General features: G+C 50.8%; 15 protein-coding genes. 9 read left to right on the forward strand and 6 right to left on the reverse strand.

Translation table 11 applies throughout. From position 1 onward, the window contains the following. Positions 1-66: 66 nt before the first annotated feature. From ACJJIZ_RS01315 to pilG, 3 genes are all read right to left on the reverse strand, one after another. Positions 67-606 (reverse strand): chemotaxis protein CheW, encoded by a 540-nt coding sequence (locus ACJJIZ_RS01315; RefSeq protein ID WP_413664074.1) that lies wholly within the window; start codon positions 604-606, stop codon positions 67-69. A gap of 16 nt (positions 607-622) precedes the next feature. Continuing rightward, entirely contained in the window at positions 623-985 is a 363-nt protein-coding gene (gene pilH, locus ACJJIZ_RS01320; protein ID WP_108731421.1) for a twitching motility response regulator PilH, read from the reverse strand. A gap of 235 nt (positions 986-1,220) precedes the next feature. Further along, positions 1,221-1,616 (reverse strand): twitching motility response regulator PilG, encoded by a 396-nt coding sequence (gene pilG, locus ACJJIZ_RS01325; RefSeq protein WP_020413651.1) that lies wholly within the window; start codon positions 1,614-1,616, stop codon positions 1,221-1,223. Positions 1,617-1,966: 350 nt separating this feature from the next. On the opposite strand from pilG, the gene gshB reads away from it, so the two are divergent. The 9 genes from gshB to ACJJIZ_RS01370 all read left to right on the forward strand — a co-directional run bounded on the left by gshB (position 1,967) and on the right by ACJJIZ_RS01370 (position 10,577). Beyond that, positions 1,967-2,923 (forward strand): glutathione synthase, encoded by a 957-nt coding sequence (gene gshB, locus ACJJIZ_RS01330; protein ID WP_444916177.1) that lies wholly within the window; start codon positions 1,967-1,969, stop codon positions 2,921-2,923. A 92-nt stretch (positions 2,924-3,015) separates the two neighbouring features. Continuing rightward, positions 3,016-3,927, forward strand: coding sequence for an energy transducer TonB (locus ACJJIZ_RS01335; protein WP_444914979.1), 912 nt, complete (start codon positions 3,016-3,018; stop codon positions 3,925-3,927). A gap of 34 nt (positions 3,928-3,961) precedes the next feature. Continuing rightward, the gene (locus ACJJIZ_RS01340; protein WP_282930307.1) at positions 3,962-4,546 is read left to right on the forward strand and encodes a YqgE/AlgH family protein; all 585 of its coding nucleotides are present in this window, start codon (positions 3,962-3,964) and stop codon (positions 4,544-4,546) included. 20 nt (positions 4,547-4,566) lie between these two features. Next, positions 4,567-4,989 (forward strand): Holliday junction resolvase RuvX, encoded by a 423-nt coding sequence (gene ruvX / locus ACJJIZ_RS01345; protein ID WP_413664071.1) that lies wholly within the window; start codon positions 4,567-4,569, stop codon positions 4,987-4,989. 73 nt (positions 4,990-5,062) lie between these two features. Then, complete coding sequence (hemC, locus tag ACJJIZ_RS01350) at positions 5,063-5,980, forward strand: hydroxymethylbilane synthase (protein WP_444914980.1); 918 nt, start codon at positions 5,063-5,065, stop codon at positions 5,978-5,980. 1 nt (position 5,981) lies between these two features. Further along, on the forward strand, positions 5,982-6,764 hold the full coding sequence (locus ACJJIZ_RS01355) for a uroporphyrinogen-III synthase (RefSeq protein ID WP_444914981.1): 783 nt from the start codon (positions 5,982-5,984) through the stop codon (positions 6,762-6,764). A 120-nt stretch (positions 6,765-6,884) separates the two neighbouring features. Beyond that, the gene (locus ACJJIZ_RS01360; protein ID WP_444914982.1) at positions 6,885-8,213 is read left to right on the forward strand and encodes a uroporphyrinogen-III C-methyltransferase; all 1,329 of its coding nucleotides are present in this window, start codon (positions 6,885-6,887) and stop codon (positions 8,211-8,213) included. Next, positions 8,210-9,460 (forward strand): heme biosynthesis HemY N-terminal domain-containing protein, encoded by a 1,251-nt coding sequence (locus ACJJIZ_RS01365; RefSeq protein ID WP_444914983.1) that lies wholly within the window; start codon positions 8,210-8,212, stop codon positions 9,458-9,460. Before ACJJIZ_RS01360 ends, ACJJIZ_RS01365 begins: the two co-directional genes overlap by 4 nt. Positions 9,461-9,548: 88 nt before the next feature. Further along, positions 9,549-10,577: an alpha/beta fold hydrolase gene (locus tag ACJJIZ_RS01370; protein ID WP_444914984.1), complete on the forward strand. Its 1,029-nt coding sequence runs from the start codon at positions 9,549-9,551 to the stop codon at positions 10,575-10,577. A gap of 197 nt (positions 10,578-10,774) precedes the next feature. On the opposite strand, the gene ACJJIZ_RS01375 is transcribed toward ACJJIZ_RS01370, so the two are convergent. The 3 genes from ACJJIZ_RS01375 to ACJJIZ_RS01385 form a co-directional block, all read right to left on the reverse strand. Then, the gene (locus ACJJIZ_RS01375; RefSeq protein ID WP_444914985.1) at positions 10,775-11,104 is read right to left on the reverse strand and encodes a hypothetical protein; all 330 of its coding nucleotides are present in this window, start codon (positions 11,102-11,104) and stop codon (positions 10,775-10,777) included. A 306-nt stretch (positions 11,105-11,410) separates the two neighbouring features. Then, positions 11,411-11,914 (reverse strand): hypothetical protein, encoded by a 504-nt coding sequence (locus tag ACJJIZ_RS01380; protein WP_444914986.1) that lies wholly within the window; start codon positions 11,912-11,914, stop codon positions 11,411-11,413. A gap of 86 nt (positions 11,915-12,000) precedes the next feature. After that, complete coding sequence (locus ACJJIZ_RS01385; RefSeq protein ID WP_444914987.1) at positions 12,001-13,221, reverse strand: serine hydrolase domain-containing protein; 1,221 nt, start codon at positions 13,219-13,221, stop codon at positions 12,001-12,003. Position 13,222: the final 1 nt, after the last annotated feature.

The raw sequence follows: 13,222 nt of genomic DNA on the forward strand, positions 1-13,222 counted from the left end.
CCCTGCACTAATTGCGGGCCATCCGGTCGACCACCCTCGGCTACCGGAAAGAAAGAACTGGATTAGTCAGCGTAAAGCTGCATCCATAAAACGCGCATCCTTGATCAGTGCCCGCATATCGAGAACGAGCCAACGATGCTGCTGTAAAACAAACTGGCCGTGCACCATTGGCGCAAATGGTTCACTCAAATCTGTCGGTGCCTCACGGGCATACTCAAACGCCAAGTGCTGCATCCCAAACAATTTATCCACGATAAGCCCCACGTAGGTCTTATCCCTCTCGAGCACCAAAACACGACGTTGCTGGCGCGGACCTGAGAGGTAGCCGCCATAAAAAGCTGCGAGATCAATAAGGGGAAGCAGGCGACCACGAACATTAGAGACGCCTTTTACCCAAGGCTGAACGCCCGGAATAAAGGTGTGCTGTGGCACTTCGAGCAATTCCACAACGTCATCCATGGAGGCGACAAAGTGGTTATCCAGAAGAGAGAAACCGATACCGGTCCAGTAGGGTTTGATTTCCCGGCGGCCAGGCAGGCCAGTGGCCTGCGCTTTGGCGCGCCGTGCAATATCAACCAGAGCTAAATAAGGTGTTTGTGACTGCACTTTTCGCAGCTGGCTATTAGGCCAACACCTCCCCGATCGCATCCAGCAATTTGCTCTCATCGACAGGTTTGGTCAGGTAAGCCCTGGCTCCCTGGCGCATACCCCAGACACGGTCTGTATCCTGATCTTTGGTAGTTACCATAATGATCGGAATTTCACCGGTATTGCTGTCTTTGCTCAATTGGCGGGTGGCCTGGAAACCGTTGAGACCCGGCATCACAATATCCATCAGGATCAGATCGGGGCGTTCGGCGCGGGCTACTTCAACTCCGCTTTCACCGTTGGGAGCGGTGATTACTGCGTGGCCATTTTTTTCAAGAATGGTTGTCAGCTTATGTGTTTCTGTAGGAGAGTCATCAACTATTAGTACTCTTGCCATCATTTCCCCCATGACATCTTTTCGGCAACAACTACTGCGCTCGGCGGTTTTTGTTGTGATTATCCTCGCTAGCATGTGCCGAGATGCACTATGACTACCGATAGTGTGGGTACAAAAATCAACCGGTATGTAACAACCGGAAAATCTGTACTCAAATTAAATTTTGGTACCGAGCTTGTGGGCACAATGCCCACAATGGAGTCCGTTATCTATATTTTCTTTTTCTGTAGGCCACTTATGCGGCATGGTGCGGCTTGGCATGAGCGGAAATAGCACCCAGCAGCTCGCTCTTACTAAAAGGTTTGGTCAGATATTGATCGCAACCAACAACACGCCCTTTTGCCTTATCGAACAAACCGTCCTTACTCGACAACATTACAACAGGGGTGGAGCGGAATTCGCTGTTATTTTTTATTAACGCACATGTTTGATAGCCATCCAGGCGCGGCATCATAATATCGACAAAAATGACATCCGGACGGGAGTCCGCGATTTTTGCTAACGCATCAAAACCGTCTGTCGCGGTGACCACGGTACAGCCCGCCTTTTGCAGCAACGTCTCCGCAGTGCGGCGAATTGTCTTACTGTCGTCGATCACCATGACAGTCAGACTTTCCCAGTTAAGCTCCATAGTCTTTTTTGAATCCCCTGTTTACTTATTTTCGGGCACGCGAAAACTTTAGTTGCGCCCTTTTTTCAAACCGCTTGCGGGGTCCGGGCGCCTAGCCTGGCGAAGGTCGCACGCTGAGACGAACTTTTATCACAGAACCCCAGGCGAATCTAGCTGAGTCGACACACTGCAGGCGACGCAGTTCAAATTATCACCACTTATACATTCATTGGAGGTATTGCGTTAAGAAGGTTGCACCTTCGCAAAGCTGCTCTTACCTTATCTATCCAACAACGCTGGTAGCGGCCACAAATTTGGGAGCAAAACCAGTGATAACTGGGATAGAAATACCCAACGATTTGGAAACCCGTATGAATTATTCCCTCGGTGTGGTGATGGACCCCATCGCCCAGATCAATTTTAAAAAAGATACGACGCTTGCACTGTTACAAGCCGCACAAGATTGTGGTTTCCAGCTGTTTTATTTCGAGCAGAGCCATCTTTACCTTGAGAATGGACGCGCAACTGGGCGCGGCTGCCCTATGCAGGTTTTTGATGATGAGAATCGTTGGTTTTCTCTGGAAGAGTCTAGAGAAATGCCACTCGGCGACCTGGATGTAATCCTGATGCGCGTCGACCCTCCCTTTGATAATGAATATGTTTATTCCACTTATATTCTCGAAGCCGCAGAGCGCGAAGGTGCGACGGTAGTCAATAAGCCCCAGGCTCTACGCGACTGCAATGAGAAAATTTTTGCAACAAGTTTCCCCCAGTGTTGCCCACCGGTTCTAGTTAGTCGCGATATGGCCAAGCTGCGGGAATTTCACCGAACTCACCAAGATGTCATTTATAAACCTCTGGATGGCATGGGTGGCGCAGGAATCTTCCACTGCAAACCAGATGGCGCCAATCTTGGAGCAATTTTGGAAATGCTTACCGACCACGGTCGCCAGCAGATTATGGCGCAGCGCTACATCCCCGAAATCAAAGACGGCGACAAGCGTATCCTGGTCGTTAATGGTGAAGCGATTCCCTATTGCTTGGCGCGAATTCCCGTAGCGGGTGAGACTCGCGGCAACCTTGCAGCCGGCGGGCGCGGTGAAGCACGCCCCCTGACCGATAGGGACCGCTGGATCGTTGAGCAAGTCGCTCCCACCCTGAAAGAAAAAGGTCTGTTATTTGTCGGGCTGGACGTTATTGGTGACTACCTAACAGAAATTAACGTTACCAGTCCCACTTGTGTACGGGAAATTGATGCCGCTTACAATACGGACATAGGCGCGCGACTAATGAGCGGCATCACACACCTGCTGGCACAAAAAAGGTAAACTGGGCGTTTGATAACTCTCAGGGCGGTTTACCACTGAGAACAAGGCTGTGTGAAACGCACGCCCGAATAAGTAGTAGTTGATAATAGATAATGAATTCCTCTGCCAACGCGACACAGTTTCATGCAATGCAGCGTGAACGCTTTGTGTTCTCATTATTTCTAGCCGCCGCGTTACATGCGCTAATTGTTTTCGGAGTGGCTTTTGCTGCTCCGAAAGGTGCACAGGCGCCACCGACACTTGAAGTCACACTTTCTTTGCAAAATTCCGCTCAGGCCCCAGAGGATGCTGACTACTTGGCACAGCACAACCAATTAGCCAGTGGTACCGCAGACTCTCGGAAAGAGTTATCCACTAAGCGCCGTGCCGAGTTTGCCGATACGCAAATTCATCGCGTGACGCCTTTGCCACAACAACAATCTGCGCGGCCAGCAGAACAACGCCGCCTGTTAATTACCACAGTTGGTGAGAGCCCGATTCAGGCTCCTGAACTTTCGGCAGAAGATAAGTTATCCGAGGAAAAGCGCGGCGACGCACCCAATGACCTGCCATTGAGCAACCCTAAAATAGCTAGCCTAGAGGCGCGTCTCGATAAAATTCGCCAAACTATTGCCGAGCGCCCCCGAGTACGCAGATTGACATCTGTAGCTACCAGAGCCTCAGCCGATGCCGCTTATTTACATGAATGGCGCCAGAAGATAGAAGCTGTTGGCAGTGATAACTTTCCCGAAGAGGCCTTGGAAAAACAAATTAGTGGCGAGTTACGCATGATGGTGCGGTTGCTTCCCACCGGAGCCGTCGAGAAGGTTGTTATTCTTCAATCCTCCGGGGAGCGCATTCTCGATGATGCGGCCCAACAAATTGTGCGTCTGGCTGCTCCCTTCGCTCCCTTCCCAGTAGAGATCAAAAACGAGGTTGATCGACTGGAAATTATCCGTACCTGGCAATTCGAAAGAACCGGGGGGCTTACTACTTCTGCGGGGGATCTGCCCAACCGAGGCTAAAATGGGCTTTCAACTGGCGGTTTATTACTGATCTATGCCTAATTCGAATATCGATAGCGACCTGACTCACGGAAACCTGCGCGGCCAGTTCCTTCTGGCCATGCCCGGTATGGAGGACCCGCGCTTCAAACACGCTATCGCACTGATTGTTGAGCACAATAGCGACGGTGCCATGGGCATAGTGATCAATATGCCCAGTAAAGTGCACTGGCACGAGGTATTCGAGCAGCTGTCTCTGGAGGATCTCAGCTTGCGCGGTGACGAACCAGTTCTACTGGGCGGTCCCATGTCACCAGAGCAGGGATTTGTACTGCACGGCACCGGCATGCACTTCGACTCTACCACCGAAATCAATTCAGATATCAGCCTGACTGCCTCCAAGGACATCCTCGAATCCCTCGCCGCAGGGCGCGGCCCTGACGATGTACTACTCGCCCTCGGCTACGCGGGCTGGGGGCCCGGTCAGTTGGAGCAGGAGCTGACAGAAAACGCCTGGCTGACACTGCCGGCAGAGCCCGAAACCCTATTCGCCACACCGGTCGAAAAACGCTGGCAAAGCGCCGCCGCCCGCCACGGCATCGATCTTTCCGGCCTCGGCTCCCAAGCTGGCCACGCCTAACAGAAAAATTACTGACCCCTATGAATAAACCCGTCACAGCGCTAGCTTTTGACTTTGGAACCCGCTCTATTGGCGTAGCTTACGGCCAGAGCCTTACCGGTGGAGCACGGGAACTGGCCCCACTGCCCGCCAAAGATGGCAAGCCCAATTGGGACTCCGTCGAAGGCCTGATCAAAGAGTGGCAGCCCCACCTTTTACTGGTTGGCCTCCCCCTCAATATGGATGGCAGTGAAAGTGAATTTGGCGTGCGTGCGCGAAAATTCAGCCAGCGCCTGCACGGTCGCTATGGACTACCGGTAGAGCTCATTGACGAGCGTTTAAGCACCCGAGCCGCCAAGGAAGAGGCCAACGAACGCGGGCATCGTGGCAACTACGCACAAGACCCAGTGGACTCAATAGCCGCACGGATAATTCTCGAAGACTGGTTGCGCACCAGGGGCTAGCCCCTCGGCTACAACCTCACGGCATTGCGACTCTGTTAGAATGGCCGCTTCAACCAATAAGTGATTGAGCCGCATGTCTATAGATCGAATTCGCATTGCCACCCGACAGAGTGCTTTGGCTCTGTGGCAGGCCAACTATGTCAAAGACCGCCTGCAACAGGCGCATCCCGAACTTCTTATCGAGTTACTACCCCTAACCAGCCGGGGTGACCAGGTTTTGGACATCCCACTAACCAAAGTGGGCGGCAAAGGCCTGTTCGTTAAAGAACTGGAAGTGGCGATGCTCGAAGGCCGTGCGGACATCGCAGTTCACTCGATGAAAGATGTCCCCATGGAATTCCCCGAAGGACTTCACCTGCCGATTATTTGTGAGCGTGAAGATCCCCGCGATGCCTTTGTCAGTAATCTTTATGACAGCCTTGATGACCTGCCCCAGGGCGCAGTAGTCGGCACTTCCAGCTTGCGCCGACAGTGCCAATTACTTGCCCGTCGCCCGGACCTCAAAGTCACCTTTTTACGGGGCAATGTGAATACCCGACTGGCCAAGCTGGATGCCGGCGATTACGACGCAATCATCCTCGCTGCGGCCGGACTGCTGCGACTTGAGATGCCGGAACGCATCCGCAGCTTCCTGGCAACAGACATCCTGCTCCCCGCTGGTGGACAGGGCGCAGTGGGTATCGAGTCGCGCCGCGATAGCGAACTGGAAGCCTTGATCCAACCGCTCCACTGTCCGGAAACAGCAGCCCGACTCAGTGCGGAGCGCGCCCTGGTTAAGCGCCTCAACGGCGGCTGCCAAGTGCCTATCGGCTGCTATGCCGAGCTGGATGGTGACACCCTGTGGTTGCGCGGACTCGTTGGCAGTCCCGATGGCAAAACCATGATACATGCCGACTGTCGTGGCCCTGCCGCTGAGGGAGAGCGCCTGGGTACTGAGCTCGCGGAACAGTTACTGGCCGATGGTGCCGATAAAATCCTCGCCGCTATCTGATATGAGCGATCTCACCTCCGACCTGCTGCAAGGTAAACGTATTCTCAGTACGCGGCCAACGCAGCAGGCTGATAACTGGTGTGCGCTACTGCGCGGCCTGGGGGCCGAGGTAGATAACATCCCCATGCTCGATATAGAGCCAATTGAGGATCAAGCTGCCATACAGGCCTTAAAAAACTCAATCCTCGATTTCGATCAAACGGATGTCGCGATCTTTGTTTCCCAGAACGCCGTGCGCTACGGCGTAGACTGGCTTGAAGATTATTGGCCACAGTCTCCCCAGGGTCCTCGCTTTTTGGCGATCGGCGCAGCAACCGCAAGCGCCCTGGAGAAGCGCGGTATACCCTGTGAGCAAAGCGGCAATACAATGAACTCCGAGGAGTTGCTGCGCCTACCCTGGTTACAGCAGTTGGACGGGAAAAGAGTCCTTATTTTTCGCGGCTCCGGTGGCCGCCCTCTTATCGGCGACACCTTGAGTGATAGGGGTGCGCGAGTAACTTATTGCGAACTCTATCGGAGAGTGCTACCACCGGAGGCTGCAACCTCGCTGGCTGAGTATAAATTCCAACCCGATATTATCAGTGTGCACAGCGGTGAAACACTCGATAACTTGGTTACCTGTATCCACCAGATAAACCGCAATACACTCTTTGAAACCGCTCTTATCTGCCCGAGTATACGAGTTGCCAATCGGGCAAATGAGCTTGGTTTTGCCCATTGCTATAGCGCGCTAAATGCCGGCGATAACGCTATGCTGGAAACACTGCGTAAAGCCCTCGACTGATTTGCTATCGAATTCTCGATCGCTTTGCGCTAAAAATCTTAAAACGGCGTTTAGCCCGCTATTAAGGCTCGCGCCACTCGTTATAATCTGACGACATTTTCCACCTGCGCCGCCATACCCATGACCGATAAAAAAGATCAAAATGTAGCCGCAACCAATGAGCCCCCGGAAAACACAAAGCCTGTAAAAGGCAAAAGTAATTTCGCCAAAGCCTCAGAGGAAAAAGCCTCTACGGGTAAAGCCAGCGGCGGTGCTGCAGCCAGTAGATCCAATGGGCTGTGGTGGTGGCTACTGTTCATCCTCATTTTGATTGCTGTGGCCTCACTCGCCTGGTTTAACTCTCCACAGCTGCGCGAACACCTTGGCGCTTACCTCAACTATCTACCCGGAAAAACGGCAGCCCCGGAGAGCACCACCACTATTAGCCCTGCAACGGAAGTGCCGGTTGCCGCTGAAAACACCACCCAAGCGCCGACCTCCAATATCACTTCGGAAACCCCTGCTGCTACCCCAGCCCCAATTGAACCCCAAACCCCCGATTATTCCGGGGAGTTCAATCAGCTGGAGCAGGCCGATGTCAATTTACGCAATCAACTGGAGCGACAAAATCGCACTATCGCCCAACTGCAGCAGCAACTGGCTTCCATGCAGCGCAGTGTCACCGCACAGGGAAACCGCTTGGGTCAACTGGGAAATGTAAGCCGCGACGATTGGCAATTGGCTGAGGCAGATTACCTGTTGCGTCTAGCCAACCAACGCCTGCTTCTCGAAGACGATAGTCGCGCTGCGCTGGGGCTGGTCGAGCGCGTGGACGAGATATTGCGCGATGTGGACTTACCGGATCTGTACGGGGTACGCCAACAGCTTGCCCGCGATATCACCTCACTGAAGCTGGTCCAAAACATCGATCGCCAGGGTTTATACCTCCGTCTCAGCGCCTTGGAAGAACAGCTAGTCCGCACAAATATTCAACCACAATTCGATATGGCCTCGGCAGAACAACCCAGTGAAGAGCAGCCCAGCATTAAGGAGAGTGCCCCCCTGTGGAAGCGGGAGTGGCACAACTTCACCCTCTTCATGCGCGAATCGGTGCGCCCCATTGATGGAGACATCAACCCGGTAATGCTATCCCCACAGAGTGAAGCTCGCTTTCGCCAGACTCTGCGCCTATATATGGAGCAGGCCCAACTGGCATTGCTTCGCGGCGATACCACGGTTTACAGGGACGCTCTGGATAGTGCGCGGTCGCTGCTACTCAGTTATGGCACTGCCAGTCCGCAGCGCGATGCGCTGGCCCAACAACTAGCGGAACTTAGCAAACAGCGTATCCAGGTCGAAATGCCTGACCTCAGCGCCTCCCAGCTTGCCCTGCGCAATTATATTGAGCGCTTACACAAAACATCCGGCACCGCCACACCAACTGCCTCGCAACAGGAGGAGAACCAGTGAAAAAACTGTTCTTCACCGCTCTGGTACTACTGCTGCTCGGCGCTTTTCTACCGGAGGCTATTAACAATTATCCCGGCTACCTGGTAATCGGTATTGGCGGTGAGCTGAATAAAGGCTACGAGATGAACCTCTGGTTCGCAATTTTCTCGCTGGCAGCAGCTCTAATTACCCTCTTCTTTGCCATTTGGCTGGCTCGCAGTATCTTTCGCGGATTCCGAGGTAGTGTCGACCGGCTGAGATTTGGTCGCCAGCGTGTAGCGCGCCGACGCCTGACCAGCGGCTTGGTGGAATTTATGGAGGGCAACTGGTCCCGGGCGCGCCGTCAGCTGCTGAAGAGCGCCCCTCGATCTGAAGCCCCGCTGATCAATTATTTGGCGGCAGCGCGCAGCGCCTTTGAGCTAGGCTTTCGTGAGGAGGCCAATGAATTACTCGCCAAAGCGGAGGCCTGTGGTGAGGATACCCGCCTGGCTGTAGCCCTAAGCCAAGCTCGTATGCAGCTCCTGGATAAACATTACGAGCAGTGTATTGCCAGCCTAGAGCGCGCCAAGCAGCTCGAGCCGAAACATCCTGCCCTGTTACAACTTCTCAAGCAGGCTTATTACCTTCTGGGTGACTGGAGCCGTCTTCGCGCATTACTGCCCGAATTGGAGAAACATGCGAACATGCCCGAAGCTGAGCTGCACCAGCTTGAACTCGAGGTGTATCAACATCAGCTGACCGAAGCAGCTAATCGCAAAGATATCGATAAATTACACGATACCTGGCAAAGCCTGAGTGGCCGCTGGCAACGCAACGAAGCCCTGCGCAGTCTCTACGCACAGCAACTACATCGGATTGGTGAAGACACAGAGGCAGAGAAGCATTTGCGCTGGCTACTCAATCGAGCTTGGGACCCCAATCTTGCCGAACTCTACGGCTGCCTGGTGGGGGCCGCCCCTGCGGCACAAATATCAGCAGCTGAAGGTTGGCTGAAAGAGTATGGGGAGAGTGCCGCACTGCTAACCTGTCTCGGACGCCTCTCAATGCGCAATGAACTTTGGGGCAAAGCGCAGCAGTATTTCGAGAAAAGCCTGTTGTTGCGCCAAGATCCCGCTACCTCAGCTGAACTGGCTCGCCTATTTCAATCCCTTGGGGAAAAAGACAAAGCGGCAAAACTCTATGAGGAAGGTTTGCTTCAAGCAGTCAAGGACTTGCCCCAGTTGCCTATGCCCAGCCAGGGCACTCCCCTACTAGGCGCTCACGCCTGAGTCATCTCCCCTGAAAGGCCGACAGGCCTTTCAGCCACTCCCCAATTGCGCCTATAGTGAACTCCCGTTTACCAATAAGGACACGGCTGTGACCCTCTTTGTGCGCTACATAGTTGCCTTACTTCTTACCGCCAGTGTGTTTTTTACCGGCCATGCATCTGCTGAATATTCAGTAACGCCCCAAAATAAAGCCTTAACTGATTACGAATATCCCTATCCAGTTCATCACTTTCATTTCGAACAACAGGGGCAACCATTGGCAATGGCCTTTATGGATGTACCGCCTGCAGAGGGTAAAAATGCAAGAGGAACGGTACTCCTGTTGCACGGAAAGAATTTTTCGGCGGCCTACTGGAAGGAGACTATCTCCCAACTCAGTCAGCTAGGGTACCGGGTTATAGCACCGGACCAGATCGGTTTCGGAAAATCCAGTAAACCGCTTACCCAATATACTTTTCAGGGGCTTAGCAACAATACCAAGGTTTTATTGGATAAATTGAAAATAAGAGAGGTTATGGTAGTTGGACACTCTATGGGAGGTATGCTGGCTACCCGGTTTACCCTGATGTACCCGGAGCGAGTCAAAAAGTTAGCACTTGTAAACCCTATAGGCCTTGAAGACTGGAAGCGATGGGTTCCCTATGAACCTTTGGACCAAGCCATTGCTCGCGAGAAAAAGCAAACTCCAGAATCTATCAAACGCTACATGAGTAAAGCCTACTTTTCTGAGCAGTGGCGCGAAGAATATAACCCGCTACTGGATATTCAAGCTGGCTGGACCCTGGGACCCGATGCGGCTCATATGGCAACCGTGGATGCCTTAACCTCCGAAATGGTATTCACTCAACCGGTACTTTATGAGTTTGCCAATATCAAGGTGCCCACCCTACTGATTATAGGTACCCGAGATCGAACAGCTATTGGCCGCGCCCGTGCGCCTGAAGCTGTACAAGAAAAATTAGGCCGGTACGATCAATTAGGCAAGCGTACAGCAGCAAAAATCCCCAAAGCCGAATTAGTTGAGATGGAGGGGGTTGGACATTTACCCCAGTTCGAAGCCTTTCCAACTTATATTGATGTTTTAAGTAAATTTCTTGCGGCTCCTATTGGAAAGTAGGACCTACAGCCTGCCCAGTAGAAGCCCTATCTAGGAAACACATCATTGGCACAGAGACTGATGTGTAGAGCGTCCATTTTTCAGAAAGTTATAGCTTGTACGCAAGGGAACTATTAGTAATCAATGATAGTGCAAATGGCGATTTAACATTCAATAAGTCGCCGCTTGCAAACTTTCTACGAGAATTTATTTCGTTTTTAAACAGCCCAGGGCAATCCCACAAAGAGTAGCATGGCAAAATAAGTAATTGCCCCTTGTAAAAGGGCGATTAGAATAGCCTTTAAAAAACCCGTACCAAGTACCAGCATATAGGCAATAGCAGCCAGGGGAATTGTCATTAAAATCCCAGCGCTATCCGTCACACCCGGCAACATGCCGCCAACAATTCTTTGAATAATTAGGGCCAACAGCAAAGCGAAAAGACAATAAAAAACACCCGTATTTTTCGCCCCCAACATGGCAGCTGCCAACTTCAGAGGCAGAACAAGAACTGCCACCATAATAATTACAAAAATAATTAATTCCATTTGTTACCTCTCCATTTAATTTTAGTTATTTACTCACTTCCAACTTCTACCGTTTCCCAACCCCAGGAATTAGATATCCACTTGTTTTCAATGCAGCATGTCGTCATACGCAAAAAACAACCCGGGCATAGCGCGCCCTGTCACCCCATGCCAATATACTGGCAGCAGCATGCAAATTCAGTCGCGAATCATACTTATATAAACCAAAACCACAATAAAGTTCACAAATAAAAAAGCTGGCGCGAATTTCGCCCCAGCTTTGAGAAATAATACATCTAAACTATCAGTTAATAACGATTTGGCAGCTTATTTACGTACCAGGGTCAGGGATGAGGGTAACTGCTGCCCGTTCTTCAAGTAAGTCTCTTCCCGCTGTAACTTGCCGTTACCTAACCAGGTAAAAGTGAGGCTATCCAGACGACTCTTACTGTCCAAAGTAAAATTAGTTACATCCTTGAAAGAGAATGCCAAAGTATCTTCAGCGCTATTTTTTTGCCAGCTTAACCTGGGCTGATTACCCTGGGGGCAATAGTGCGTCACTATTAAATTATCGTTATCCAAGTGGTAGGCCGTCAGGGAATGTTGGCGCCCGTTATAGAGCCAACTTTCTAGTACTACGCTTCCCCCAGCTGTATCGGAAAAACTAATAACAAAATCGTCATTTTTTGCCCCTTCCTCTCTCCATTCTCCAGCTAGCCCTTTGATCTTCTCAAAAATTGCCTCTGCACCATTACCCTGGCTGGCAATTACAGGCTGAAATATTACTGTCCCCAAAAATAGAACTACTAGTTTTGATAAATTCCCTATCATATTCTCATCCAACCTTAGAAAAATACACAACAAGAAAGACCCTCCTTAAAATAAAAATTTCAGGAGTGGTCATCCTACAGTTGTTTTTATATTTTCATAAGACGAATAGCAATACGCTTCATCGCATTGGCCGATTTAATATCCATATCTCTATTCATCAAGATAATAAAACCATCCTTACTTTCTGGCTCAAAATACATAGCTACAAATACACCCAGATCAGTTCCCATGTGCCCAGTAAGGCCATTGCGATCGCGCCAAAAGAAGCGCTGCGAATCTGATACAGACAACGGTAATTGCAGACGAAACATTTCCTGATACATAACATCTGATAAGATCTGAGCTCCAGCTTTATCCCGATTATTAAGCAGCGCTAGCAAGAAATTGCTGAGGTCAGCAATGCTTACACGAACACCACCGTCAGGATACTGCGGATTACCACTGTGTGCATACGGGTGAAATTGCTTGTACTCAAAAGGAGGATCAATAAATCGACCAATTAAATAGTTCATCTTCTCCGCTTCACTATCTACACACAGACCGATATATGGTACACATTGCTCTACTTTGTAGGGAACTGCGATAGAGCTCAGATCTACTCCATTGAGTCTCCAATTGGCAGTCTCCATATCCAGGCTGTGAAATAAAGTATCCCGACTATAATTGGCGAGAGACTGGCCGGTTACTGACTCAACCAATAACCCAGCTAAACCGGCAGAAAGATTACTGTATTGTCTGTGCTCCCCGGGGTTATTTGTCAGATAATAATCCCCACTACCGTACAGGCTTTCCCCTTTAACCAGCAGGGAGCGTAGATGTTGCTCCAAACTGATAGATGGATCACGATTTTCAGTGTAAGTGGCGTAGTCAAAATAATCTTTAATTGCTGCAGAGTGACTCGCCAGATGTCTCAGTGTAATTTTTTCCCCTTCTATATGTGGATTATCGACCTTAAATGGTAAATAGCTATTAATATCCTCATCCAATGCCAATTTACCATCATCGACCAATTGCAATAGTGTTACGCCCATAATCGGCTTACTTATCGAGGCAATATTAAATAACGTATCCTGAGTAACTGGTTTACCGGTCTCAATATCGGCCATCCCGTACACTTGCTGAAGCGCAAGTTCACCCTCTTTTATTCTGGCAACGGCTATTCCGGGTATAGCTGCCTCATGCATAACGGCAGGAATAAAATCTTCGATATTATCAATTCCGGCACTTTGCTCCTGCTCACTTGGTACGACTAGCAAAAATATGGAAATACCTATCGATATCAGGCCCACTAAAAAAATTTTCCTCATT

The sequence above is a fragment of the Microbulbifer maximicatervae (SeqCode) genome (assembly GCF_052467225.1).

Bases quoted from the DNA above. Each gene is read 5' to 3' on its own strand.
- pilH (WP_108731421.1), bottom strand. From the start codon at position 985: ATGGCAAGAGTACTAATAGTTGATGACTCTCCTACAGAAACACATAAG.
- pilG (WP_020413651.1), bottom strand. From the start codon at position 1,616: ATGGAGCTTAACTGGGAAAGTCTGACTGTCATGGTGATCGACGACAGT.
- gshB (WP_444916177.1), top strand. From the start codon at position 1,967: ATGAATTATTCCCTCGGTGTGGTGATGGACCCCATCGCCCAGATCAAT.
- ACJJIZ_RS01335 (WP_444914979.1), top strand. From the start codon at position 3,016: ATGAATTCCTCTGCCAACGCGACACAGTTTCATGCAATGCAGCGTGAA.
- ACJJIZ_RS01340 (WP_282930307.1), top strand. From the start codon at position 3,962: ATGCCTAATTCGAATATCGATAGCGACCTGACTCACGGAAACCTGCGC.
- ruvX (WP_413664071.1), top strand. From the start codon at position 4,567: ATGAATAAACCCGTCACAGCGCTAGCTTTTGACTTTGGAACCCGCTCT.
- hemC (WP_444914980.1), top strand. From the start codon at position 5,063: ATGTCTATAGATCGAATTCGCATTGCCACCCGACAGAGTGCTTTGGCT.
- ACJJIZ_RS01355 (WP_444914981.1), top strand. From the start codon at position 5,982: ATGAGCGATCTCACCTCCGACCTGCTGCAAGGTAAACGTATTCTCAGT.
- ACJJIZ_RS01360 (WP_444914982.1), top strand. From the start codon at position 6,885: ATGACCGATAAAAAAGATCAAAATGTAGCCGCAACCAATGAGCCCCCG.
- ACJJIZ_RS01375 (WP_444914985.1), bottom strand. From the start codon at position 11,104: ATGGAATTAATTATTTTTGTAATTATTATGGTGGCAGTTCTTGTTCTG.
- ACJJIZ_RS01380 (WP_444914986.1), bottom strand. From the start codon at position 11,914: ATGATAGGGAATTTATCAAAACTAGTAGTTCTATTTTTGGGGACAGTA.
- ACJJIZ_RS01385 (WP_444914987.1), bottom strand. From the start codon at position 13,221: ATGAGGAAAATTTTTTTAGTGGGCCTGATATCGATAGGTATTTCCATA.